This is a genomic window from Apibacter muscae (assembly GCF_007845595.1).
Classification (GTDB): Bacteria; Bacteroidota; Bacteroidia; order Flavobacteriales; family Weeksellaceae; genus Apibacter; species Apibacter muscae.
In genome coordinates this window covers 112,583-138,189 of sequence record NZ_SELI01000018.1, presented here as the reverse complement: position 1 = coordinate 138,189, position 25,607 = coordinate 112,583, and the positions used below count along the sequence as shown (strand labels likewise).

Below are 25,607 nucleotides of genomic sequence, written 5' to 3'. Positions count from 1 at the left end.
CAATTATATTATTTGTAAACATCTATTATATATTTTTATGTATAAAAGGTTTCCACTTTCTCTTCGTATTTTCTTGGTTATAATACTGGTTGTCGTTAGTAGTATGTTTGCTATGGGATTGATAACGTTTTACCAATATGTAAGAATTGCTAGAGAATACAATAATAAGAAACTTGAAAGAAAAGAACAGCTGATTGTAGAAACTTTTGACTATTTACTATCTAAAAAAAATACGGCATCCAGTGAAGTAAAAGATAAAATTGGGAATAAAATTTATGAAATTTCAGACATTAATAATCTTGATATTAATTTTTATTCCTTAAACGGAAATTTTCTTTTAGGTAATAAAATCCCTGATGCCTCCTCAAAATTTATTCCTAAAGAATATTTAAAAAGTCTTAGCATAAACAATGATCGTATAAAGATAAATAAGAAATCCCCACTTACCGGAGAAAACTATGCTACTATCTACCGCTATATTTATAATAATAATTATGAGCCTATTGCCATCATAAATTTTCCTTTTTTACATGATGAATTTTTCTTAAAGAAGGATTTCCATACTTTATTGTATCGATATTTAGTAATTATGTTAATTGTATTGGTGGTAAGTGGCGTATTTTCGTGGTTCTTCTCTCAAACGTTAACACGAAAAATTAAAGATCTAGCCCAAAGACTTAGCGATACTGGAGCGCTAACCAACAATCGCCCTATACTTTATAATTACATTGATGAAATTAGCCCGTTGGTTAAGGCTTATAATATAATGCTTGTAAAGTTTAAAGAACAAACCGATGCTCTTATTAAATCTGAGAAAGACAATGCTTGGCAACAAATGGCCAGACAAGTCGCTCATGAAATTAAGAATCCGTTGACCCCGATGAGATTAGAAATTCAAAGTTTTCAACTAAGATTTAACCCTGAAGATCCTGAGATTAAGGATAAGCTAAATAAATTAACTCGTTCATTGATTACACAAATAGATACCATTGCTTCCATAGCAGAAGCTTTTTCAGATTTTGCGAAAATGTCTATTAAAAAAGATGAAAAAATAAATGTTTACGAAATCGCAAAAAATTCATTAGAAATTTTTCCTTCTCAATATATTGATATAGTTTCTGAAGAAAATATTATACTAAACTTTGATCCAAACTTATTAAATCGCATACTTACCAATCTGGTAAAAAATGCTTTTCAAGCAATCCCGGAAAATCGTACGCCAGAAATTATTGTACGAATAACCCAAGACAATCATAACGTATACTTTTTAGTCATTGATAATGGAACTGGAATTCCTAATGAAATTCAATCTAAAATTTTCACTCCTCAGTTTTCTACGAAATCTAGTGGAAGTGGGCTGGGTTTAGCCATTATTAAAAAAATAATTGAAGAGTACAACGGTTCCATCAATTTTACCTCTGAAGAAGGAGTAGGAAGTGTATTTAAATTTGAAATACCCAAAGGTGAATAATCATTTTCAATTTAGAAAGTTTACTATAAAACAGGAAAATTCTGTTTTTAAAGTGGGTACCGATAGCGTTTTACTAGGTTGCTTGGCAAATATTGATAAGGCTACTCGTTTGCTGGATATTGGTACTGGTACGGGCCTATTATCCTTAATTTCAGCACAAAGAAATCCTTCTATTGCTATAACTGCAATCGATTCAGAAGAAGAAGCTGCTTCCCTAGCTAAAAAAAACTGTTCTGAGTCTTCTTTTTCCAAAAATATTAGAGTGATTCATGAGGATTTAAATAATTATTTTTCAGATTTTCTCTTTGATTATATTATTTGTAATCCTCCATTTTTTAAAGCTTCTAAGCAATTGCATCAAAAACACCCTGTAGCTAGGCAGCAAATTAAATTTTCTTATGATTTACTATTTGCTAAAGCAAAAGAAATTATAGATAAAGATGGTAAACTAGGGTTAATATTCCCTACTGAAAGTGAGAAAGAAGTTCTAAGCAAAGCTGAAAAAAATAATTTTTATCCTGAACGATTGGTTTATATTTCTGGAATTAGAAATGGAAAAATTAAAAGAATTTTTATTGAGTTTTCTTTAAATAAAAAAGAAATTTTAACAGATAGTATTTATATAGAAGAAAGTCCGAGGGAATGGTCTTCGCAATACAAGAAATTAACCGCCGATTTCTATTTATAAAATTGCCTCAAAAGCATCTTCTATATGATTTACTTGCCAATGATTCTCTTTTTTAATAAGTGAAATAATATCAAACCTTACATTGATTTCTTCAGGATAATTTTCTGCATAATGATTGGCTGCTTCAATTAATAATTTCTTTTTATAATCGTTGACTGCTTCTTCTGGATTTATTAAATAATTTCCAGATCTCGCTTTAACTTCCACAATAACCAAATCAGAACAATATAGGGCTATGATATCTATTTCTGCCCGATGAAACCTCCAATTGGTTTCTAAAATAGAATACCCTTTATTTCTAAGATATTTCTGAGCTTCTTTCTCTGCTTCTTTACCAAAGTCATTGTGTATAGCCAATTTATTTTTGTTTAAAAATTTTCTTTTCTATGAAATAGCAACAAATACATCCGAACGTATAAGCAATCATATCTTCCCAACTGAATGAAGTTCCTAAAATAATTCTTACCACCTTATTCTTTATATCTAGAACATCTGCCAGTCTTAAATATTGAGTGAACTCTACCAGATAAGCCAGTAATAATGTTGCTATTATCAACGGTAAAGTTTTAGTTGGCAAGAAGGTTTTAAATGCATAAAATACTAGAAATACAACTAAAAAATCTCCACCATAGGGACGAATAAATGAATCTTTTACATAAATACCAATTACAATCTCTATTAATAGAAAAAATAAAAAAAGGAGAAAAGCTCGTAAACTAAATGTAAATTTCATAGTGCCCGTATTTATAATTTTATAATCTCTATTTCTGAGTTTAACAAATATATTAATTGTTTACTATTAATTCTTTTCCCCATGGATAGCAATGCATTTTCGTAGGATTCGATTTGCTTTTTATGTCTAGATAGCTTTTGTCCTGTTTTAAAATCTAATATATGAAACTCACCATTCAATTCAACCAATCGATCCGGTCGATAGAATTTATCCTCCCAAAGTATTTCTTGTTCTTTATATATTCTAACACCCTCACTAAAAAAGATTTTTAAATATTTATGAGTAACAAGATTAGTAATTAGATCCTTAACAATTGGCAAATCCTGGATTTCTAATACTCCTTTATAAATATATTTTTTTAAAATCGAAGGTAAATCGTCTAAAGATTCTATTTCTGCTAATATTGCATGTATGGTATTGCCGTATTGTATTTCTTTATTCTCTTCTTTATAGAATTTGTGAATCTCTGAGCTTACTTTTAATTTTTTATTCCAACCCTCAGAATACCACTGAATCATTTTATCTTCTATTGGATTAGCTTTACCCTCAGGTTTAAAATTTGTAAATTGAGTGTTAGGATATAACTCAATAACTCCCTTCGCTTCATGTCCTTGGTTGGCTAAAAAACTAGAAATGGAACTTATAGATTTTTCAGATTTCTGCTCAATTAATAAAAATAATTGTTGAACGGCTCTAGTGGTTGCTACGTATTCTATGCACAATTCATCAATCTTTTTTTCAAATTCCTGTTTATCTATTACTTGTTTAATTTCTTCGTTTGTTTCATCTAAACTGGATTTACTTGAGGTGTAGTATTTATCAAAACCTTCGTACAAATCTTCCTCTAAAGGAAACCAATATTCTTCACTATTCGACTTTCTTTTTTCATAACGTGGATAAATAACTAGAGGAAATTCTAATCCCTTGGATTTATGTATAGTCATAATCTGGATAGCATTTCTATGTTCTGGGAATCTAATGGATAATCCTTTACTTTTTATTTCCCAATGTTCTAAAAATTCTGATAAACTTAAGACAGAATTTTTTTCTAATTGTAATATCATATCCAACAATGCCGATATGTATAAGTCTTCTTTACTTCCGAAGTTTAAAGAATTAATAAATTCTTCTGCAAAATCATAAAAACTTAAATTGTTGGATTGCTTATTATGTATTTGTAGGTTGAATTCTTCGCTCAAGAATTTAAGTATCTCTGTGAAACTTAGATTTTGAAGTTTTAAAATTTCTTCCGTAAAATCTTGTATTTTTATTTTATCTAACTTATATAGCTGATATAGCATTCGTATTAAAGGCACTTTATCCTCGGGTTTTTCAATCCAGCGAAAGGCATATATGATTGCTTGTATTGCTGGAGATGAAGCAACTAGAAGGGCTTCTTCTGTAAGTATGGGATAACCTTTTTCAATTATTTTTTCTACGATTGAGTAGCTATGGTTCTTATTTCTTACTAGTATTACAATATCTTGAAAGGCAAAGCCATTACTTAAAGATTCCTCTATAATTTCCACCACTCTTTCTGACATAAAATCATTCTCTTCTTCTTGGGGGGGTACAAAGGATACTTGAACCCTACCTCCTTCTTTTTGAAAAGATATCTGTTGCAATTTATTTCCAAATAAATCTTTGTAATCGGGATTTGAAATCTCTGTATTCGCTAAAAATTGATAGTATTGATTGTTAAAATCTACCACATTGGGTAAGCTTCTATAATTATTCTGTAAATTTTCAATTTGTATGTTTTTTTCTTCGGCGGATGATATAAGATCAATTAAAATTTCAGGTTTGCCTGATCTAAATCTATAAATGGCTTGTTTCGGATCTCCTACTAAGGTGATTGATGTTCCATCGGATACTTTTGCATTTTCAATTAAGGGCAAAAAATTATCCCATTGCAATTGAGAAGTATCCTGAAATTCATCAATAAAATAGTGGTTGTATCTTCCTCCAAGTTTTTCATAAATAAATGCCACTGGCTCCTCTTTTAAATGCCTGCTGATTAACTTGTTTACATCTGAAAGAAATACCACATCGTTCTCCTCTTTTTTTTGGTCTAAAAAGCCTGTAATTTCAGATTGTAATTCTAGGGTAATTAGATTTTTTCGAACGGATTCATCAATTTTAATTCTATTAACCAGCTGTTTTATTTGATTAAAAGCCTTTATCATTTCTGGAGCTATAAGCTTAATATCATCCTCTTTAGGGGATTTCGCTTTTGCATATTTCTCTTCCTCACAAAATTTTTTATAGTTAGCAGATTCAAAATTTAGAAATATATTCCCTTCTAAAGCTATTTTATAAAAAGCGGCTCCCATTCCATTTTTTCCTTGGTAAAAATCAGAAGCTTCCAAACCATGGGTTTGTATTAAAACAACAATTTTCTTAGCAATATTTATTACTTCATCATGATTGCTTTTTATTCTTTTTACCAGTATTTGATTGAGTTTTTTAAAATCTTCAAAATCTTTTTGAGTTACCGATTCTAAATTCTCCAAATGCATTTCCTTAAGAAAATTTTGGGAAGAGCTTAATAGCTCTTTTCGGATATCTGTGGTTGACTCATTTTCAAACTTCCAAAATATATAGTTTAAAATTACTTCTGCAAAGGGATTCTCTGTACCCAATTGGTAGACTAATTCATCTATGGACTGTTTTAAGTACTCGGAAGCATCTAGTTCAACAGAGAAAGAATATGAGAGACCTAGTTCTTTAGTAAAAGATTTCATCAATCGAAGATTGAATTTATCTATAGTGCTTACGCTTAGTAACGAATAATGATGCAATAAGTAAGAAAGTGTCTTGTAAGCTCTTTGATTTAAAATTTCCAGGCTTATCCCTAACTCCTCAGAAATTAATTTTAAAACAATATTTTCTTTGTATTTTGTTTTATCAGAAAATTCCTTTAACCAGTTAAGAATCCTCACTTTCATTTCGTTAGCCGCCTTATTGGTAAAAGTTACGGCTAAAACCGATCTTACCGTGTCTAAATTTTCATCTTTTAATAGTATGGTAACAAACTTCTTTACCAATGTAAAAGTTTTCCCTGCTCCAGCAGATGCATTGTATATTGTATAGTTTGTTTCCATAAGTGTTTTTTCACTGGCTAAAACAAAAGTAATTAAATTGTTTGGGCTTAGAATTTGAACTAATAAAAAATTTTAACTATAAAGTTAACCTCATCAATCTCAAAAAATATAAATTATTTTTTACATAGATTTATTTTATTATTTTTTCACAGCTCACTCTACCAATTTCTTGATATTTATTTTTTTAATAATTCTACCTTATCATTATTAAACTGTAGTATATAGGTCGCTAGCTTATGAATTTCATCTTTATCGTGGCTCACAAAAAAGATAGTAGGTTGTAAGCTTTCGTAAATTTTAAGTATTTCCTCTTGTAATTTTGTACGCATGGGAAGGTCTAAGGCGGATAAGGGCTCATCTAAAAGTAATAATGAAGATTCTGTAGCTAACACCCGCGCTAAGGCTACTCTTTGCTTTTGTCCTCCGGAGAGTTGGTGAATTCTTTGCTTGCGCAAGTTTTGCAAGTCCATGATTTTTAAGAGCCGATGAGTCAACTCCGGGTTATGTTTATGGCTTCTGCCAAAATCTATGTTTTGTTCTACGTTCATATTGGGAAAAAGGGCATAATCTTGAAACATAAAACCCAGTTTCCTTTTTTGTGGTGGTACATTCATTTTTTTTTCTGAATCAAAAAAAACTTGTTTCCCAACTTTTATTTTCCCCCTCTCCGGAGTTTCCAATCCGGCTAGAATACGTAAAAATGTAGTTTTGCCTGCGCCTGAGGGTCCAGATAGACCTATGATTTCTTTTTCAGGAATCTCTGTATTTATACTAAGATTTTTTTTACCGTTGGGGGTTAAAAAAGAGTATTCTAGGTTAATTTGAATCATGGTTGGGGTTATAAGGTATTCATTTTAAAATTTTTGTTTATACTATAAATCAATACCAATAGAAAAAAAGAGATTATAAAAAGTACCAAGGAATATTGATGAGCGGCTGGGTAGTTTAGGGCTTGTACTTCATCATAGATTGCTATGGAAGCTATGCGGGTTTGTCCCGGAATATTCCCTCCCACCATTAAAACTATACCAAATTCCCCTATGCAATGGGCAAAGGTGAGTGCTACACCGGTGATAATAGAGGATTTTATATTGGGTACTAGAACCTTGTAAAAGGTCACCCAAGAAGATTTACCCAAGGTGTAAGAGGCTTCTTTGTAACTTTTAGGCAAGGAACTAAAACCATTTTGAATGGGTTGTACCATAAAAGGTAATCCGGCAAGGATACTTGCAATTAAGATTCCCTGAAAAGAAAACGCCCAACGTGTATTTAAATATTGATCCAGAAAGCTTCCTAAAATATTTTCCGGGCTAAAAGCAACCAGTAAGTAATACCCCATAACGGTAGGAGGTAGTACCATAGGCATACAAATGAAAGCTTCTATAGGTGCTTTAAATTTAAATTTACTATACGTAAGCCAATAACCTATCGGTAAGGCAATAATAAGTAATATTAGAGTCGTTGAAATGGCTAATTTCCCTGTTAGAAATAAAGTATTTAAAAAGTCTGAATTCAATTATTTATTGTTTTTTTATGGCTAGTCCATATCCGTACTTCTCCCATAGGGAAGAGCATTTAGGGCTTACGATGTAGTTTAGAAAAGTTTGTGCTTGTTTATTATTTTCCTGACCTTTAATTAATACCGCAGCTTGAGCAATCGGTAATGCTTGATTTTCTGGTAGTACATAGTACTGTCCTTTTTCTTTCATTTGTGGCGCTAAGGCTAAAGAGAGGGCAATAAATCCTACTTCTGCATTGCCAGACGAAGCAAATTGCGCGGTTTGATTGATGTTTTCTCCCCAAACTATTTTATTTTCTATTTGATTATAAAGGTTAAATTTCTTTAAGAGATTTACAGCGGTTTCTCCGTAAGGGGCTTGAGAAGGATTTGCAACGGCTATTTTTTTTACTTGTGGAGAGGTTAGAATGGATAAACCTTTACTGACCTCTATAGAGGAACTCCACATCGCTAACCTTCCGTAACAATAATTTATAGGTAAACCCTCTGCCATTCCTTTTTTTACTATACTTTCAGGAAATTTGGTATCTGCAGATAAAAATAAATTATAAGGGGCTCCATTTAAAATTTGTTGAGTTAAAGTCCCCGAAGATCCATAAATCATTTGCAATTGTACTTCTGGATTTTCTTTGGTATACTGCTCTTTAATTTCATCCAATACATACCTTAAATTGGCGGCGGCTGCAATGGTTACTTTCTGCTCTTTAGGACTACATGAAATTATAGTTAGAATTGCAGATATGAATAGAATAATTTTAATCTTCATAGATATATAAATAGGATTAGTGTTGACCTCCTTTTCTAATTTTAAATAGATGTAAAAGAGTTGGGAATAATGCTTCCATTGATTCTTTGGCTCCGTTGGTAGATCCGGGAAGCGTAACAACCAATGTTTCTTGAATTAACCCGGCAACGCTTCTGGATAGCATGGCTAGGGGAGTTCTATCTTGTCCGTAAGCTCTCATGGTTTCCGCTACCCCTGGTATTTCTTTTTCAAGTAAGGGTTTAACCGCCTCCGGGGTTACATCTCGTTGAGACAATCCCGTACCTCCGGTAATCAAAACCATATTTATTTCTTGCTCCGTATATTTTTTAATCTGATTTTGAATTTCGGTTACTTCATCAGGTATAATGATATAATCGGATATTTCAACCTCACAATTTTCTAATTTTTCTATTATTACCTTCCCTGCTCTATCTTCTTTTTTACCTTGGGAAATACTATCGGAACAAACAATAACTGAAGCGGTTAAAGGTGGATTAAATGTCTCTTTTCTATCGCTCTTTCCTCCTTTCTTCTCCACTAATCTTATATTTTGTATTTCTATATTTTTATCCACCGGTTTTAACATATCATACATTGTAAGTGCAACTACTGACGAAGCATGCATGGCTTCTACTTCTACCCCGGTTTTATAAATGGTATGAATTTCTGTTGTAATGTAAATGGTTAAGTTTTTAATTTCAAAAGATATAGATGTGTACTCTATAGGTAAAGGATGACAATCTGGAATTACATCACTGGTTTTTTTAGCGGCAAATAAACCGGCAGTTTTTGCCATTTCAAACACATTGCCTTTGGGTACTTTGTTTTCTTGTATTGCTTGAATGGTTTCTATTCTACTTACTTTCACTTCTGCTTGTGCGATAGCTTTGCGCAAGCTGTTATTTTTTGAGGTTATATTTACCATTTTTGTTTTTATTTATTTGTGGCACCTAATAGTCTGTTTTGCCAATTTTCTATATTTTTTGTTTCTATTCTCTTGAAAAATAGTTTTTTCCAACTATCCGCCAAAGGTTTTATTTTTATAGCTAATTCTAATTCTTTGAAATTAAGAGCATCTTTATATAAGAGATTCAATAACCGTTGAAGAGGATAATCCGGAAAGGGGCGACTTATTAACTCAAATTTATTTCCTTCCTCTATTTCTCCTTCTTTTATTACACGATAATACCAACCGGTTTTTAGGGAATTCTGAACTTCTTCGGACATTTCAGCATGGTTAAACCGATAATTTAATTTCCAACAAGGTTGGCGTGCCTGGCTAACTTCTAATATGCAGGTTCCTAATTTGTATTGATCTCCAATTCTTACAGTATGTTCATCCATTCCTAAAGAGGATATGTTTTCTCCAAAGGCTCCTGCATTATCTAAAATTGCGCATTCGGGTAATTTTTCTTTCCAATAATTATAATTTTCAAAAGCATATTGATGGATCGCTTTTTCTAAGCCACCATGATTTATTTTATCGGCTTGTTCATCATTTTTTAAACCTATTTTAGTAACTAAGCATTTTCCTTCTATTCTTGATTTATTTATAGCACTTAAAAAATTAGTGCCGGCTAAGGATGCTTCTTTTCCTATATGCAAAGATTGTATAATGGGCAGATCCATGTTACTTATTTTCTTTCCAGTGATAGGATTGGTTGTTATATATTTCCTTTCCCCAAATGGGTAATTCTTTCTTTATTCTTTCTACCAATTCCTCACAAGCTTCCATTGCTGTTTTTCTATGCTTGGAGGAGGTAAACACAAATAAACAAATTTCCCCTTTTTTCACTTTCCCTAAGCTGTGATACACATGCATACAAACCAGTTCATGCTTGGTAAATATTTCTTCTCTTAGAATCGCTAATTTATTTATGGCCATTTCTTTATAGGCTGTAAAATGGATGGCTTCAACTTCTGTATCTCCCTTTTTATCTTCTCTTACTTGTCCTAAAAAAAGGCTGTGTCCTCCTATATTGGTTTTGGCACTATGTTTACGGATGCTCTCTGAAATAAATTCCGGAGGAATCGCTCCGTCTATAAAAGGATTTATTTTTCTATTTTTTTTATCATTCATGGGAATCTATTAATTATAATATAGTTTTTATTCCTCCGCTAACTTGTTGTATTTTTTTATCAGGATATTGGGCTTGTGTTATTTCAAGTGCTTTTTGACTTCTAATCCCTGATTGGCAAATAAATATTATCCGTTCGTATTTTTCAAGTTCTTGAAATTTATTTTTTAACCGCTCTAAAGGGATGGATTTGCATTTTTTCAATTGAATTCTGGGCATTTCATCCTCGTTTCGAACATCTATCAATAGCGCTTGATCATTTTTAAGTAAATCTTCCAATTCTCTCAAGCTTTTTACATCCGTATCTTGCACTAATTTACAAGTTTCTGAATAATTTTCTGGTTTTAGTTCCTCTTGGGTTTGGGGAGAAGTATTGAGTTTTGATTTTGGGTATTTAATAATGGAGGTATGATAATCCAACATATTAATAAGTAATAATTTATGAATTAATACATCTCCTATACCGGTAATCAATTTTATTACTTCATTGGCTTGCGTCGTACCGACCATGCCCGACAAGGTCCCTATAACTCCGGCTTCATTACAATTTGGAATTTCGTCTGGTTGAGGAGGAAGTGGAAAAAGATCTCTGTAATTGGTCATCCTGTCTTCTTTTTCTACATTAAAAACCGCTACCTGACCTTGGTATTGGTAAATTGCTCCATAAACTAAGGGTTTCTTTTGTAGATAACAAACATCACTTAACAAGTAACGGATAGAAAAATTATCTGTACAATCTACGACAATATCGTAGGAATCAATGATTGAAAATACATTTTCTAAAGTTAATGGATGTGGATAAGCCTTTACTTTTAGATTGGAATTTAACTTTTCAAGCTTATCTTTAGCTACTTCTGCTTTTAGTAGATCTATGTCTGATTCTTCAAACAAAATTTGCCTATGTAAATTAGATTCTTCTACTTTATCATAATCCACAACCCCTAAAGTACCCACGCCAGCTGTAGCCAAGTACTGCAATACGGGGCAACCCAACCCTCCAGCTCCGACAACTAAAACGCTAGCATTCCATAATTTTTTTTGTGCTTTCTCTCCAAAATTCGGGAGAATGATTTGTCTATTATAACGTTGTAAATCCATCTCAATTTTTGATCTAAGAATTTTTATCCTCCTGAGTAAGGAGGTAGCAAAGCTATTTCTGCGTTTTCTGGAATCGTATCAGAATCTTGTTTAATTTCTTCGTTTATCACAATTAAATAAGTGGAGGTTTTTAATTGCGGAAATTTTTTCTCCAGTTGATTTCTTAATTCTATAACAAAAGTTTCTTCTTTATCTAAATGATATTCTTCTGTTTTAAATATATCTGTAAGTTTTCCAAAAATTTTAATCTTCATGTTTAAGTATTTTTTCTACATATTTAAATTCTTCAGGGGTATTTACATTCACAAATCTATTCTCCGAGATTATTTCATTCAATTCAATACAATTACAACTGACTTCTTCTAAAAATGTTTTCATTTTTAGTTCTCTTTGCTTATTTTTTTGTTCTAATATGGAAAGTAAGCCTGGCGAATAAATGCCCAATACTGGAATTAATCTTTGATTGTAAGTAGCTATTGTGGTTTGTCCTTTTTGATGGCTCTTAATAAGTATGCCAATAACTTCAGTTGAAATTAAGGGCATATCACAACTGATAAAAAAAGTATCAGCCTTAAATTTAGTTAAAGACGCATAAATTCCACCCATTGGACCATGATTAGTCTCCATATCTGGGATTAAAGGCAATCCCAAGGATTCGTACATTAAATTGTTAGTATTAATATAAATGCTAGTAAAAAAATGTGACAATACCTGAATTGTATAGGCAATTAATGGTTTATTACATAAAGGTTTTAAACCTTTATCTTCCCCCATTCTAGAGCTTCTTCCTCCAGCTAAAATGACTGCATTAATTTGCATTTTTATCTTTAAATTGATTAAATTCTTGGTTAATTTTTCTAAATTTTACCAATAAACTTTTTCCTTCCTTTGTTAAAAAAGTTCCTCCTCCTTCTCTACCTCCTACATTCTTAATTACTAAAGGCAAGGGTGCAAACTGATTCATTTCTTGTACCATGCCCCAAGCTTTCCTATAAGATATATTTGTACTGCGTGCTGCCGCTGCTATTGAACCTGTTTTTTCTATAAATTCCAACAATAATGCTCTACCTCTACCAATTTTAAGTCCTTTAGGGGTTTCCAACCAAATATGTCCTTCAATTCTTAAATCTTCCATAGGGTTACTTCTTCACTTTCTTCTATTAATCGGGGATCTCCATGAAGTTCTACTAAGCAATTGGCTTTCGTAAAAGCATCCATTTTATAAGATTCTTGTGTTGGCAATAGACAAACTTTCCCTTGCTTATATATAGCCTTTAAAAACAAAGTAAGAGTATTTTCTTTCTTATAGGCAGTTGCTAATCTTGCCGTTCTTTTAGATTTATTGAAATTTAAATTTCCTTGAATGCCCTCTAGAAATGGACGAACATACTGATAAAAATTAATTAATACGGATGCTGGATTTCCCGGTAGTGCAAAAACATATTTATTCTTCTTTTTTCCAAAGAATATGGGTTTCCCTGGTTTCTGTTGTATTTTGTAAAATAGTTTTTCTACTCCACTAATTTCTAAAGCTTCTTTTACAAAATCGTAATCTCCTACTGATATACCTCCAGTCATTATCAATATATCTACTTCTTCCCAAAAATCTTGAATGGTTTCAATCGTTGAATCTTTATCGTCTAGAACTTTAACTATTTTATGAGGTTGAATGTTTATATCTTGTAACAGGGCTTTTAGAGCCTGAGAATTACTTTCATAAATCTGCCCCTGTTGCAAGGGTTTTCCTGCTTCAACCAATTCATTTCCTGTAACTATAAGCCCTACTTTAGGAAATGCATATACGGGTAGCTGTGTAAAACCAAATCCAGCAAGAAAGCCTATAATCCCAGAATTTATAAATGTGTTTTTAGGTACGAGTAAATCTCCTTTTTTAGTTTGTGAAGCTTTCAGCCTCACATTCATTCCTTGGAATATTTTAGAATCTTGTATTTGAAGTTCTCCTAAATTTTCCTTGATTTTTTCCTGCATTACTACGGTATCTACTCCTTTAGGGATCGGTGCACCGGTATATATACGAGCTACTTCTCCCTTTTTTAATATGGGTAGATCTGTCGCTCCTGCTTGAATGGTATAACTAATTTTTAGTGGAATTTTCTCTTTATATTGTTCATAGTTAAATGCATATCCATCCATGGCTGAATTGTCAAATGAAGGCACATCTAAAGGAGCATAAATATCTTCCGCTGTATAATGATACAATGCTTCTTCTAAGTTTTTTTTAACCATAGAACCTTCATATATTTCGCTTTTAACAATATCTTTTGCTTGGGAAACGGTAATAAAATTCATTTTCAATAGGTCAAATTTGTCATAACGATAAATAAAAAATTATCCTCCTATTTTAATCATACTTCGATTAATTAACTGATCAGGATCAAATTCTTTGAGTTGATTTAGCTGTCCTCCTACTTTCTCATGTTTTTTGTAAATGCATTTTTCTATAAGGGGTTTAATGTCTTGCTTATTTCTATAAGCACCCAAAAGATCAAACTCTTCTTTTCCAAAAAGGCAATTTTTCATTTTACCGTCGGAAGTTAATCTCATTCGATTACAACCTTCACAAAAGGGTTGGCTTACTGTGGTTATAAAAGCAAAAGTACCTTTGGCTCCTTCCAACTTGTATTTTTTTGTAGTATCAAAAACTTGATCTTGGATTTTATTAAATCTATGCTTTTCGGCAATACTGCTTAACATTTCAGACATGGATACTACGTTTTTTTTATTCCAATGATTGCCATCAAAAGGCATAAATTCAATAAATCTAACTTCTATTGGATACTTCATGGTTAGATTAACAAAATCATTGACTTCTATTTCGTTAATCCCTTTCATTACTACTACATTCAGTTTTATATGAAAACCATTCTCTATAAAAGTAAGTAAATTTCTCCATACTTTATGAAATGCATCACGCTTAGTTAGCTTGAAAAAAATTTCTGGATTTAAGCTATCTAAACTAACATTTATGGTTAGAACATTTGTATCTTTTAATACGCTTTCATATTTGTCTAACAATACTCCATTGGTGGTTAAAGCAATTTGGACGGGTAACTGAGAAATTTTTTCAACAATGGTAGCAAAATCATGCCTTACCAAAGGTTCTCCACCGGTAAGGCGAATTTTATTCACTCCATAATCAACGAAGATTTTGGATATTTCAAAAATTTCATCTGCCTGCAATTGTTCCTTGGAGGGTAAACAATGTATATTTTCTTCAGGCATACAATAGATACATCGAAAATTACAGCTATCGGTAAGTGATATTCTTAGATAACTATGTTTTCTTCCGAATGTATCCGTTAAATTATTCATATTGATTGTCTGACTTTTTATTTTCTTTATTTTTTATTGAAGCCGGTAAATATTTAAGTAAAAATAAACTGGATATAAATAAAAATAAAGAGGCTATAAAAGTAGCCCATGCAAATCCATGGTTCCCATCTAAAGCATTATTTAAAGCTCCATACATTAACCAGATTTGAAGGGCTAATATAAGGATAAAAATTACAATTATTGCAGAAGTTAGGGTATTCATTCTGCTTGGATTTACGGGATTGTTTACCTTGTGTTTTTTTTTCATCACTTATACTTTTTCTTTTACATAGATTTTCCCGTCTTTTATTATTACGGATAATTGAGGCAAGGGTCTAGGCGGTGGACCTTGCAAAACATCTCCAGTTTCTGGATTGAAAAATCCTTGATGGCAGGGGCAAACAATCTTATTGATTTCGTGATTGTATAAAACGGCACAGGATAAATGTGTGCATTTTTGTTCAAAACATCTCCATTTGTCTTCTCCTAAATGGATGAGTATGTAAGGCACTTTGTGATTTTCTTTAATTGTAAAGGATTTCATTTGACCGATAGGAACTTCTGAAGTTTCACATACATAAAATTCTTCTTCTACTTCTTTTTTGGATGGTAATAGGGATTTAGCCGCTATAAACCCATTGCCAAGTGCTAATCCTCCAGATAATAAACATAAAAATTTAGCAAATTCTCTTCGGGATACATGGGTAGATTCTTCTTGTCTTACAGGAAAATCAGATTTCCATATAGGTTCTTTGTTATCTTTTGACATGTTTTTTTATTTCTTATGTAATTAGTGAACTTTTAACTCTTTGCTGCCTTTGGGCATCATAATATTTACTTTAGTAACAACTTCTTCTTGACCAAATATAAATTTATTTACCGGGGTACTATTCGGTCTTTTTTCCTCTATTTCTTCTCTAGTCCCATAGAATAAAGCTCCGCTAGGACAAACGGTCGCACACATGGGTTTTAGCCCTGCGCTTGTACGATCGTAACACATATTGCATTTCATCATAAGCTCTGCTTCTTCTATTTTTTTAGGAACTCCGAAGGGGCATGCCATAACGCAGTTGGAACAACCAATACAGCGAGCCGTGTTGGCTGAGTGTACTACTCCGAAGGAATCTTTGGTAATAGCATCGGCCGGACATACGTTGGCACAAACTGGATCTTCGCAATGCATACAAACTTGCACTGTGGTTTGTACAGTATGTTTTCTATCTACATAATGAATATGTATCATACTTTCTTGCCCATTCGTTTCACATTCTGCACAAGCCATCTCGCAGGAGTGGCACCCAATACACCTCTGCATATCTACAAAAAATTCCATGTTTTTATTATATTCTGTAGTTGTCATTTTTTTTATTTTTAGTTGTCTAAACTTTGAAATGCATCTGATTTTTGAGAATCAGGAGCTTTTTCATTGGTATTCATAATTTTGCAGGCACACACTTTAAATTCAGGAATTTTAGATAGAGGATCTAAACTTGATATGGTTAACTGATTGGCAGAATGTTTTCCTCCCCAGTGGTAGGGGATAAATATAGTATCTTCTCTAATCGTATCCACTACATTGGCAGGCAAAGTCATTTCACCTCTTCGTGTTATTACTTTCGTTAAATATCCATCTTGAATTCCATATTTTGCCGCTAATTTTGGATGGATTTCCATGAGTGGCTCCGGATACTGATCTACAAGTTTACCAATTCTTCGTGTTTGTGTTCCACTTAAATATTGTGAAACAACTCTACCTGTAGTTAAGATGATTGGGTAATCTTCATCAATCATTTCTGAAGACTCTTTATAGGTTACTGGGTTAAAATGAGCTTTACCATCCGGAGTTTTAAACTTTAAATCTTCCCAAAGCCTTGGAGTTCCAGGATGATCTAATGAAGGACAAGGCCAAAATACTCCCATATTTTTTTCTACTTTTTCATAGGTAATTCCATAGTAATCAGCCGTTCCTCCTTTGGATGCTACTCTTAGTTCATTGAAAATATCCTCTGCATTTTTATAATTAAACTTACTTTCTTCTCCTAATCGTTTGGCCAATTCTTTTAAAATATCACTATCTTTTCTCGCTTTTCCTGGAGGGGTAATGGCTTGATTAATTCTAACTACTCTTCCTTCGGCTGTTGTTACGGTTCCTTCTTCTTCCTCTTGTAATGAACCTGCCAGTACTACATCTGCATATCTTGCTGTTTCACTTAAAAAGAAATCTATGGCTACGTAGTATTCTAACTTTTCTAAAGCTTCTCTTACATAATTATTATTGGGTAGAGATACTAATGGATTAAAGCAAATGGAGATCAACCCTTTAATTTCTCCTCTGTGTATAGCATCAATGATTTCATAGGCACTTAATCCTTTACCGGGCAAATCTTTTTCTTCAATTCCCCAAACTTCTGAAATGTATTTACGATGTTCTGGATTTTCAATATCTCTATTTCCCGGAAGTTGATCACATTTATGTCCATGTTCTCTTCCTCCTTGTCCGTTTCCTTGCCCTGTTATTGTTGCATAACCACAATAAGGTTTTCCAATTCTGCCTGTTGCTAAGACTAGATTAATTACTCCTAATACATTGTCAACCCCTTTGGTATGATGCTCAATTCCTCTTGCATGTAGAAAAAAGCTAGTTTTTGCTTTCCCCCACATTTCGGCAGCTTTGTATATTTTAGCTGCTGAAATTCCTGTTATTTCTTCTGCCCATTCTAAAGTATAATCTTTAACTACCTCTATTGCTTCCTTAAAACTACTGGTATGTTTTTCAATAAATTCTTGGTCTATCCAACCGTTATCTACCAATATTTTTAACATAGCCCCGTAGAGTGCAGAATCTGTTCCTGGACGTACATCCAAATGTAAATCCGCTGTACGTGCGAATGGTACCATTCTTGGATCTACGACAATTAATTTTGCTCCATTATCTCTTGCTTCCCAAAGTGGGTGAGTTAAAACAGGGAAAGTTTCACTTACATTGGCTCCTGCTACAATAATAACTTCTGCATGCTTAAGGTCAGACCAATTATTGGAGGCTCTATCCAAACCAAAGGCTTTTTTATTCCCGGTACCGGCACTTACCATACAAAGCCTTCCGTTGTAATCCAAATTTTTAGTTTTTAAAGCAACTCGAGCAAATTTACCAACCATGTAACTTTTTTCATTGGTTAGTGATACTCCTGAAAGCATTGCAAAAGAATCCTTGCCGTATTGGTCTTGAATTCTATTAATCTCCGCTACGGTTTTGCTCATCGCTTCTTCCCATTCTATGGGCTGAAATCCTACCCCTTCTACCCTTTTCATTGGGGAAAGTATACGATCCGGATGATTATTTTGAAGATATCTTTGCACTCCTTTGGGACATAATCTTCCTTCGTTAAACGGGAACTCTCTCCAAGGTTCAAATCCTACCACTTTGTTGTCTTTAACTTTTAGTTGTATACCACATTGCATACCACAGAAACAACAATGTGTTTTTACTAATTTATCTGGCTCTTCAACCCCTTTAAATCCTTCTTTAGGTGTATATTGTTTATGAGGCCCAAACTCTTCAATAATTTTTTTATCGCTTACTGGTATCTTAGACATTTTCTTTTTTTACTAATTCGTTATATTTATTAACCAAAAAAACTTCCCGCTTCTTCTCTTGCTTTTAAATGAGCTTTTGCCAACATACATCTTTTTCCTTCGGGGCTATAATCTAAATGACTTTTTCCATCGGATAATTTAAAATTAAAGCCCAATTCTTGAGTTACTGTTTTTAAATCATCAATATGCATTTGAGTAGCAAATTCTTCATTAGTATAAGGACATTTTGCTAAACCATTTTTAATTCCTTCCGTCTTATAAATATTAGCACCTAACTGCGCCGGACGTTGAAAAATATGAAAAAATTTACCAAAAGGAATCCACACCAAAAAGAGTATTACAGTAACGGCATGTGTAACAGACATAAACTGATTCGTTTTACCTTCTAAATATGTATAATCAAACGTAATACCTATACCAGTTACCGAGATTGCTATTAACAACAACAAGGGTAACCAATCACCATCAAAAGTTTGGGTTGCTATTAGTCCTCCATTGATCATTCTTCTTTTCATCATCATAATTGAGCCTATTATAACCAATACCGAACACCAAACCAAAGCATGAAATATAAGAAAGGCTATGAATGATCCTAATTGAAAATCCATCATTTTAAAACCAAATAAATGAGCTTCATAGGTAGTAAGTGACCCAGATTCTAAGGTGAAATGTATCCAACCAAAGGTTAAGGGGAATGTTATGGCAAAGGCTAACATACAACCGGTTGCTAACAAGAAATGACCGATCCATCTTGTTCTTCCTCTTGGATAAATAAATTTTTGAAAAAGTATGTTTTGAAAAAACAATCTTAATCCTCTTCCTATATAAGCTACAAAATATTTACTAAAAAGAAATTGCCACGATCTTTTCCAATACATTTTCGTTGGAGGTCTTTGCAACCAGATAGAATATCTGTAAGTGATACCAAAGATGGCGAATACCGCTCCAAATAAATATGCGATTAAGGCAGCGTCAAAATTTTGCAAATTTCTTGATCCTATAAAGACCATAACAATGGTTAGAATTGAAACTATTATGGCTTTAAGTAATGCCGATTTGTTTAGGTTTTGAAACAAATGAAACATAATGTATTTATTTTATATTTTATTAACTTGGTCTTTCAGCTCCTTTTCTTTGGTAATAATACCAATTGACCCATGTAGCTATTATTGAAAATATTAATACGCCCCAGAAAAATCCGTTTGCGCTTTTTCTTCCTGCTAGTTCTGATGCATGCAATTCTGAGCCTAGGATTAATGAAAAAATAAAGGGTCCATAGGCTGCAATAGCTGCAGTCCAGCCTATAACTCCTGCTGCATGTACTGCGTTACTCTTAAATATGATAGGGAATTGCCTAAAAGTTCCAGCATTTCCTATGCCTGAGAAGAAAAATATAGTCAACATCATTGCTAAAAAGCTAGGAAACTGTTCCATGGAAGTCGGTGAAACGGAACCCATAAATATCATAGCTCCAATACAAATAATAAAACCAACTCCTGTAATGGTTGTTAAAATTGCTCCTCCTACTTTATCTGCAACAAAACCAAAAGCTACACGACTGGCTGAACCTATCAAAGGACCGTAAAAAGCATATTTTAATGGATCGGGTGCGCCTGGAAAATCTCCGTATAATGATTTTATCATTAAAGGAAATGCAGCTGCTAAACCTGAAAATGTACCAAAAGTCATAAAATAAGTAATAGTACAAAACCAAGTATGTTTTTGTTTAAATATACCCATTTGTTCTTTAAACGATGATTTTAAGGGTATACTTTTTAAGCCGAACCAACAAACTAAAGTCATTACGATCAACAGAGGTACATATATTAAAGCTGTACTTTGCAAATATATTGGCTTAGATATTACTTCCTGCGTAACTGAATTTGTAGTTTTTAGTATTTGAGGTGCTCCTACTATGGCTACTCCTAAAAGAGCTGGTGTAAGAAATTGAACAATGCTTACTCCAAAGTTTCCTATTCCTGCTTGAATTCCTAAGGCTGTACCTTTTAAACGAGCGGGAAAAAACATATTGGTTGATGGCATAAAGGAAGAAAAATCACCTCCGCCAAAACCCATAGTAAAGGCAAGGATAGCAAAAACCCAGAAAGGTGTTGATGGATCCATTACTGCAAATGCAATTCCTACTACGGGGATTAATTTTATTAATGTTGAAATTGTTATGGTATGTCTTGTTCCATATATGGGTATTAAAAAGGTATGAACAATTCGTAAAGTTCCAGCTGCCAATCCCGGTAGAGAAGCTAACCAAAATAATTCCTTTTCTGTAAATTTAAAACCTACACCGGTTAGTTTGGTTACTATACCACTCATTAAGTACCATACTATAAAAGATAATGTAAGTGAAATGGTGGTAATTATTAAAGTTCTCCAAGCGATTTTTTTTCCTTTTGATTCCCAAAAGTTACTGTCTTCAGGGTTCCATTCTTTAAGCCATGTAGCCATAGTTCTATTCTATTTATTTATTTTTTTTCAATGTCTTTAAATATTTCCGGCATTTTCTCTTTGTTCATTTTTACAATAACCCTATGCATGCATATTAGACATAGCAGTGAAATTATAAAAATAAACATCCAAGAGCTGGTCCATAGACCTGTACAGTTTAGAAGATAACCAAAGATTATAGGCCCTATAAATCCTCCTAGCCCCCCTATTAATCCAACCATTCCTCCAACCACTCCTACTTCATTAGGGAAATATTCGGGAATATGTTTATATACAGCAGCTTTTCCTATCCCCCAAGAAATCCCTATGAATATAACCAAGGCTAAATACATCCACATATTAGCTTCAAATCTTATTTCAGTAATACCTTTGGCTAATAATTCTTTTTTATTGACCTTTTGGTTCTCTTTCACCAAAATTTCCTGCCATGTGTTTTTTTCTGGTAAAAATCTTGTTTGATCTTTGGGAACTTCTTCTTCTTTATTTTTTACTTTATACTCTTTATTATTTACTAAAATTTTATCCTTATCTATGTGTGTAATTGTTCCAGCATTTGTAGATAAGATTCCCTGACCTTGTGTGTAAATATCCATTTTAGGAAACATGAGAAGAAAACTAAAGGCTACTGAGGAGCCTAATACCCAGTACATTACTTTTCTTGCCCCATATTTATCGGATAAATATCCACCAAATGCTCTTACCACTCCTGATGGTAAGCTAAAAAATGAGGCAAACATACCAGCCATTACTAAAGTTGTGTTATAAACATTCATAAAATTGGGTACTAACCATTGGGAATAGGCCACAAAAAATCCAAAAACTAATAAGTAGTAAAGCCCAAAACGCCAAACTCTTCCTTTTTTTAATGGACTTAATAAGCTTGACATTGTCTTAGAACTGCCCTGAGGTTTTTTATTTTTGGCTAGCAGAATGTATAATATACTTAAAACTATAAGTGTAAATCCATATATAAGTGGCAAAATTTTCCAACCATTCTCCGGATTATTTTTAGAAAGATAATTTAAAAGTGTTGGAGCTAAAAATGTTGTAATTGCTGCTCCTGCATTACCCATACCAAATATACCTAGGGCTCTCCCCTGCCACTCTTTGGGATACCAAACGGAAGTGTATCCTACGCCTACAGCAAAGCTTGTACCTACTATACCAAATAAAAAGCTTAAGATAGCAAATGCTAAAAAACTTTTAGCCAAAGGTAGTATAAATAAGGGGATTGAACAAAAAATGAGCAAAATAATAAATACTTTTTTCCCTCCGAATTTATCCGTCATTATCCCTACTGGTAATCTCAACAATGATCCTGTTAAAACGGGAATTCCTAATAACCAACCTATCTCTACTACTGAAAAGTCAAAAATTCCGTTCTCTACTAAGTAGGTAACTAAAACTCCATTAAGCGTCCAACATGCAAAACACATGGTGAAGGCTAAAGTATTTAAAGCTAATATTATATGGGATTGTTTTAAATTTGATTTAGGCATATGAATGAAAACTTTCTATGTAATTAACTATTTTAGTTTTAAGTTTTTTAATCGATCTTTTATATCTTTTAAATTAGTTTCTAAAACATCTTTTTTAATCTGTTCTTTAATTTTGTAATATTTATGATGTAGTGGACATGGATCTTCATTGGAGCAATAACTTAAACCAAGGACACAACGTGTAACAGATTTGCTTCCATCTATAGCAATAACAATGTCTAGTATTTTAATTTCACTTGAATCTTTCCCTAAAGCAAAACCTCCATTTTTACCTTTCATCGATATTAATAAGCCAACCTTAGCCAATTGTTGCAATATTTTAGCGGTAAAGGGTTCTGGAGTTTCTAATGCCTGACTAATTTCTTTAACCTGTGAATAATTATCTTTATGATTTTTTGAACTTAGATAAATCATAATTTTTATTGCGTACTCACTGGTTTTTGAAAACATTCCCTAATAATTTTTAAACTTAATTACCTGCAAATATAATTTAATAATCTTAAAAGGATATATTAAGATATTAAAGTCTTATTATCTTTTGATTAATTTATACTTGTTCTAAATAAATATTTTATATCGTTTTTACGAAGTATTAATGACTATATAGTATTATGAAACTAAAAAAAGGGACAAAAGCTAAATAATACTATAAATTTTATTAGTTGTTTACAAATATTAAAAAAAGTACAATCAAGAAATTTTCGTACTTATAGAATTTAAATTTCTATTTAATTAAGTATTTCCTAGATTCAGAATAATATATTTTTTATTATAATTGTTTTATTTTATCTCTGTTAAATAAAAACTTATTACTGAAAACGTAAAAATTTATTGATTGAAAAATATATATTTTTCAGATATAATATAATAGCTAATCAATAATATATAATTATCTTTTTTTCTGAAAGGAATAGATCAAATGAAATACTCCTGGTAGTATAAAAATACTTCCTAAAATCAATGCCCAAGCCAACATTTTAATAGTTTTGGGTTCATTTTCTCCACTTAATAAAGATAGTGACCCTTGTTTTAATAACACTAAATCTGGGTAATGACCATAGGTTACTGCCAATAAAATCATAATTACTTGAAAACCGGCTAATATTCTTATAGCAGAATATTTATTTTTATAAATACAATAAAAAGCCCCAATGGCTGAAAGGGTGGCAAAAAGCACTGCTGCCCAACCTACTACTCCTCCATATATCCACCTAATCAAAGGTAAATTTTGGTAGCCTGCGCAGGCAAATACTAGCCCTCCTGAAAGGATTACAGAAATAAGAAATATTTTCACTTTTTTACCTATATATTTTTTTTCTTCTTCGTTCTCAATTTGAGAAATTGTATAAGAACAGGCTAAATAACCACAAATACAGCTGGTGAAAACTCCTAAGGCAATTCCAAAGGGTGTTAACCAACTCCAAATGTAAGCTGTTGAAAATTCAGTGGCTTCCGTATTTATAGTTCCTGAAACAGTTGCTGCTGCTATTATTCCTAAGAAGAAAGGAGTTATAAAACTTGAATAGATAAAAATTTTATTATAAACTTTGTGCCAATTGTCTATAACAGCATCATAATGCCTAAATGTAAAAGCTGTACCTCGTGCAATGATTCCTAATAACATAATTAGAAGAGGAATATGTAGATACGTAGATAGGGTAGAATAAATTTGAGGAAATCCCACAAAAAGTATTACTATAACGATTATTAACCACATATGGTTCGCTTCCCAAACCGGCCCCATTTCACGGTACATAATTTTATGAATTTGTTCTTGGTTCTTTTTATTTGAGAATAGCTCTGCTATACCTACACCAAAATCTGCCCCACCCAATAACAAATAAAGGGCTATTGCTGTCCAAAGGAAAAATATAACTACATATAGATCAAACATATTTTATTTATTTGTAGGTTTATGAATAAATTTTGGATCTGTTTCATCGTATAAATAGGGCACCATCTTTATCTGTCTATACAACAGAAAAATAACAATTAAAGAAAGTGACATAAAAATAAGAGTGAATAAATAAAAGGTATAAGCGATTCCAGGCATCGGAGTTACAGCTTCTGAGGTTCGCATTATTTTATATATTATCCATGGTTGCCTACCCACTTCTGTAACCACCCAACCTGCTTCTAAAGCTATATATCCTAAAGGTGCTGCCATAACAAATAGCTTAATTAACCATTTTTTTGATAGCCAAGATTTTTTCTTTAATATGGCTAAAAGGTATAAAATTGATATTATCATTAGTGCTACGCCAAGCATGATCATAATTTGAAAGGCATAGTGAACAATAGCTACCGGAGGTCGGTCTTGTTCCGGAAAATCTAATATTCCTTTTACTGGTGCATTAAAATCACCATGTGATAAAAAACTTAATAAACCAGGTATTTTTATTGCGTAATCAACTTTATGTTCATTTTCATTTACTATTCCTCCTAAAATAAAATCTGCATTTTTTTCTGTATGAAAATGCGCTTCCATTGCTGCAAGTTTTTCTGGTTGTCTTTTACTTACATCTTTGGCAGAAATATCTCCGCTAAGTGGTTGTATTAGGGCAGCTATGGATGCTGAAATAGCGGCAATTTTGAATGCTTTGGTATGAAATACTAAATTTTTCCCTTTTAGGATCATAAAAGCGTGAACTCCTGCAACAGCAAAGCCTGTAGCAATAAATGCAGCTATTATCATATGCAAGGCCTGAGAAAACCATGCATCATTAAACATGGCTTTTACGGGATTTACATTTAGGTATTCACCATTCACAAAATCAAAGCCTGCGGGACTATTCATCCAAGCATTTGCTGCTAGAACTAATATACCGGAAGCTAATCCACTTATACCTACCAATAATCCTGTAAACCAATGAAACCATGGATTTAATTTTCCCCAACCATATAGAAAAAAACCTAGAGCAATAGCTTCTACAAAGAATGCTGTTCCTTCTAGGGAGAAGGGCATACCAAAAATAGATCCGGCATGTTCCATAAATTTGGGCCAAAGTTGCCCAAGTTCAAATGACAGCATGGTTCCTGAAACAGCTCCGGTGGCAAATAATATTGCTATTCCCTTGCTCCAAGCTTTTGTTAATCCTTTATAGATTTTGTCTCCGGTTTTTAAATATTTATAATGAGCTATAGCCATAAAAAATGGCATTACCATACCTACACATGAAAAAATAATATGAAAACCTAAGGACAACGCCATCTGAGAACGAGCAGCAATAAAATCATCCATTATATAATTTTTTAGTCTTA

General features: G+C 32.5%; 27 protein-coding genes. 2 read left to right on the top strand and 25 right to left on the bottom strand.

All coding sequences use genetic code 11. The features are described 5' to 3' along the window. Positions 1-37 precede the first annotated feature (37 nt). Positions 38-1,471 carry a sensor histidine kinase gene (locus ETU10_RS06010; RefSeq protein WP_146310661.1) on the top strand — a complete coding sequence of 478 codons (1,434 nt, stop codon included), beginning with the start codon at positions 38-40 and terminating at the stop codon, positions 1,469-1,471. Further along, positions 1,464-2,159, top strand: a complete 696-nt coding sequence (locus tag ETU10_RS06005; protein ID WP_185145063.1) for a tRNA1(Val) (adenine(37)-N6)-methyltransferase — start codon at positions 1,464-1,466, stop codon at positions 2,157-2,159. The genes ETU10_RS06010 and ETU10_RS06005 overlap by 8 nt, the downstream gene beginning before the upstream one ends. On the opposite strand, the gene ETU10_RS06000 is transcribed toward ETU10_RS06005, so the two are convergent. The 25 genes from ETU10_RS06000 to ETU10_RS05880 form a co-directional block, all read right to left on the bottom strand. Further along, positions 2,154-2,516, bottom strand: coding sequence for a YraN family protein (locus ETU10_RS06000; protein ID WP_146310657.1), 363 nt, complete (start codon positions 2,514-2,516; stop codon positions 2,154-2,156). The two genes, ETU10_RS06005 and ETU10_RS06000, sit on opposite strands and share 6 nt — an antisense overlap. A 1-nt stretch (position 2,517) precedes the next feature. Then, positions 2,518-2,892, bottom strand: a complete 375-nt coding sequence (locus tag ETU10_RS05995) for a ribosomal maturation YjgA family protein (protein ID WP_146261815.1) — start codon at positions 2,890-2,892, stop codon at positions 2,518-2,520. Between the two features lie 11 nt (positions 2,893-2,903). Continuing rightward, entirely contained in the window at positions 2,904-5,996 is a 3,093-nt protein-coding gene (locus ETU10_RS05990) for a UvrD-helicase domain-containing protein (protein WP_146310655.1), read from the bottom strand. A gap of 176 nt (positions 5,997-6,172) precedes the next feature. Next, a complete protein-coding gene (locus ETU10_RS05985; protein ID WP_146310653.1) occupies positions 6,173-6,826 on the bottom strand; it encodes an ABC transporter ATP-binding protein in 654 nt (217 codons plus the stop codon). Positions 6,827-6,834: 8 nt separating this feature from the next. After that, positions 6,835-7,512 carry a molybdate ABC transporter permease subunit gene (gene modB / locus ETU10_RS05980; RefSeq protein WP_146310651.1) on the bottom strand — a complete coding sequence of 226 codons (678 nt, stop codon included), beginning with the start codon at positions 7,510-7,512 and terminating at the stop codon, positions 6,835-6,837. 4 nt (positions 7,513-7,516) lie between these two features. After that, the gene (modA, locus tag ETU10_RS05975) at positions 7,517-8,281 is read right to left on the bottom strand and encodes a molybdate ABC transporter substrate-binding protein (protein ID WP_146310649.1); all 765 of its coding nucleotides are present in this window, start codon (positions 8,279-8,281) and stop codon (positions 7,517-7,519) included. A 16-nt stretch (positions 8,282-8,297) separates the two neighbouring features. Then, positions 8,298-9,206, bottom strand: a complete 909-nt coding sequence (gene moaCB, locus ETU10_RS05970; RefSeq protein ID WP_146310647.1) for a bifunctional molybdenum cofactor biosynthesis protein MoaC/MoaB — start codon at positions 9,204-9,206, stop codon at positions 8,298-8,300. An 8-nt stretch (positions 9,207-9,214) separates the two neighbouring features. Next, positions 9,215-9,910, bottom strand: coding sequence for an MOSC domain-containing protein (locus tag ETU10_RS05965; RefSeq protein WP_146310645.1), 696 nt, complete (start codon positions 9,908-9,910; stop codon positions 9,215-9,217). A gap of 1 nt (position 9,911) precedes the next feature. Next, the gene (locus ETU10_RS05960; RefSeq protein WP_146310643.1) at positions 9,912-10,361 is read right to left on the bottom strand and encodes a molybdenum cofactor biosynthesis protein MoaE; all 450 of its coding nucleotides are present in this window, start codon (positions 10,359-10,361) and stop codon (positions 9,912-9,914) included. A 13-nt stretch (positions 10,362-10,374) separates the two neighbouring features. After that, positions 10,375-11,457 carry a HesA/MoeB/ThiF family protein gene (locus ETU10_RS05955; RefSeq protein ID WP_146310641.1) on the bottom strand — a complete coding sequence of 361 codons (1,083 nt, stop codon included), beginning with the start codon at positions 11,455-11,457 and terminating at the stop codon, positions 10,375-10,377. 23 nt (positions 11,458-11,480) lie between these two features. Continuing rightward, positions 11,481-11,711, bottom strand: coding sequence for a MoaD/ThiS family protein (locus tag ETU10_RS05950; protein ID WP_146310639.1), 231 nt, complete (start codon positions 11,709-11,711; stop codon positions 11,481-11,483). Next, positions 11,701-12,276 carry a molybdenum cofactor guanylyltransferase gene (gene mobA / locus ETU10_RS05945; protein WP_146310637.1) on the bottom strand — a complete coding sequence of 192 codons (576 nt, stop codon included), beginning with the start codon at positions 12,274-12,276 and terminating at the stop codon, positions 11,701-11,703. Before mobA ends, ETU10_RS05950 begins: the two co-directional genes overlap by 11 nt. After that, entirely contained in the window at positions 12,266-12,592 is a 327-nt protein-coding gene (locus ETU10_RS05940; RefSeq protein ID WP_146310635.1) for a winged helix-turn-helix domain-containing protein, read from the bottom strand. Before ETU10_RS05940 ends, mobA begins: the two co-directional genes overlap by 11 nt. Next, complete coding sequence (locus tag ETU10_RS05935) at positions 12,580-13,767, bottom strand: molybdopterin molybdotransferase MoeA (protein ID WP_146310633.1); 1,188 nt, start codon at positions 13,765-13,767, stop codon at positions 12,580-12,582. Before ETU10_RS05935 ends, ETU10_RS05940 begins: the two co-directional genes overlap by 13 nt. Positions 13,768-13,806: 39 nt before the next feature. After that, positions 13,807-14,790, bottom strand: coding sequence for a GTP 3',8-cyclase MoaA (gene moaA, locus ETU10_RS05930; RefSeq protein WP_146310631.1), 984 nt, complete (start codon positions 14,788-14,790; stop codon positions 13,807-13,809). Beyond that, entirely contained in the window at positions 14,783-15,058 is a 276-nt protein-coding gene (locus ETU10_RS05925) for a DUF6755 family protein (protein WP_146310629.1), read from the bottom strand. The genes moaA and ETU10_RS05925 overlap by 8 nt, the downstream gene beginning before the upstream one ends. A gap of 3 nt (positions 15,059-15,061) precedes the next feature. After that, the gene (locus ETU10_RS05920; RefSeq protein WP_146261829.1) at positions 15,062-15,559 is read right to left on the bottom strand and encodes a QcrA and Rieske domain-containing protein; all 498 of its coding nucleotides are present in this window, start codon (positions 15,557-15,559) and stop codon (positions 15,062-15,064) included. Between the two features lie 21 nt (positions 15,560-15,580). Further along, positions 15,581-16,150, bottom strand: a complete 570-nt coding sequence (locus tag ETU10_RS05915; RefSeq protein WP_146292095.1) for a 4Fe-4S dicluster domain-containing protein — start codon at positions 16,148-16,150, stop codon at positions 15,581-15,583. Positions 16,151-16,161: 11 nt separating this feature from the next. Beyond that, positions 16,162-18,384, bottom strand: coding sequence for a molybdopterin oxidoreductase family protein (locus ETU10_RS05910; protein WP_146310627.1), 2,223 nt, complete (start codon positions 18,382-18,384; stop codon positions 16,162-16,164). Positions 18,385-18,413: 29 nt separating this feature from the next. After that, the gene (locus ETU10_RS05905; protein WP_146310626.1) at positions 18,414-19,469 is read right to left on the bottom strand and encodes an MFS transporter; all 1,056 of its coding nucleotides are present in this window, start codon (positions 19,467-19,469) and stop codon (positions 18,414-18,416) included. 22 nt (positions 19,470-19,491) lie between these two features. Next, a complete protein-coding gene (locus ETU10_RS05900) occupies positions 19,492-20,847 on the bottom strand; it encodes an MFS transporter (protein ID WP_146310624.1) in 1,356 nt (451 codons plus the stop codon). Between the two features lie 17 nt (positions 20,848-20,864). Beyond that, a complete protein-coding gene (locus ETU10_RS05895; protein WP_146310622.1) occupies positions 20,865-22,346 on the bottom strand; it encodes an MFS transporter in 1,482 nt (493 codons plus the stop codon). 27 nt (positions 22,347-22,373) lie between these two features. Beyond that, positions 22,374-22,796 carry an RrF2 family transcriptional regulator gene (locus ETU10_RS05890; RefSeq protein WP_146310620.1) on the bottom strand — a complete coding sequence of 141 codons (423 nt, stop codon included), beginning with the start codon at positions 22,794-22,796 and terminating at the stop codon, positions 22,374-22,376. Between the two features lie 439 nt (positions 22,797-23,235). Continuing rightward, entirely contained in the window at positions 23,236-24,240 is a 1,005-nt protein-coding gene (locus ETU10_RS05885) for a cytochrome d ubiquinol oxidase subunit II (protein ID WP_146292086.1), read from the bottom strand. 3 nt (positions 24,241-24,243) lie between these two features. Next, the gene (locus tag ETU10_RS05880) at positions 24,244-25,587 is read right to left on the bottom strand and encodes a cytochrome ubiquinol oxidase subunit I (protein WP_146310617.1); all 1,344 of its coding nucleotides are present in this window, start codon (positions 25,585-25,587) and stop codon (positions 24,244-24,246) included. Positions 25,588-25,607 lie beyond the last annotated feature (20 nt).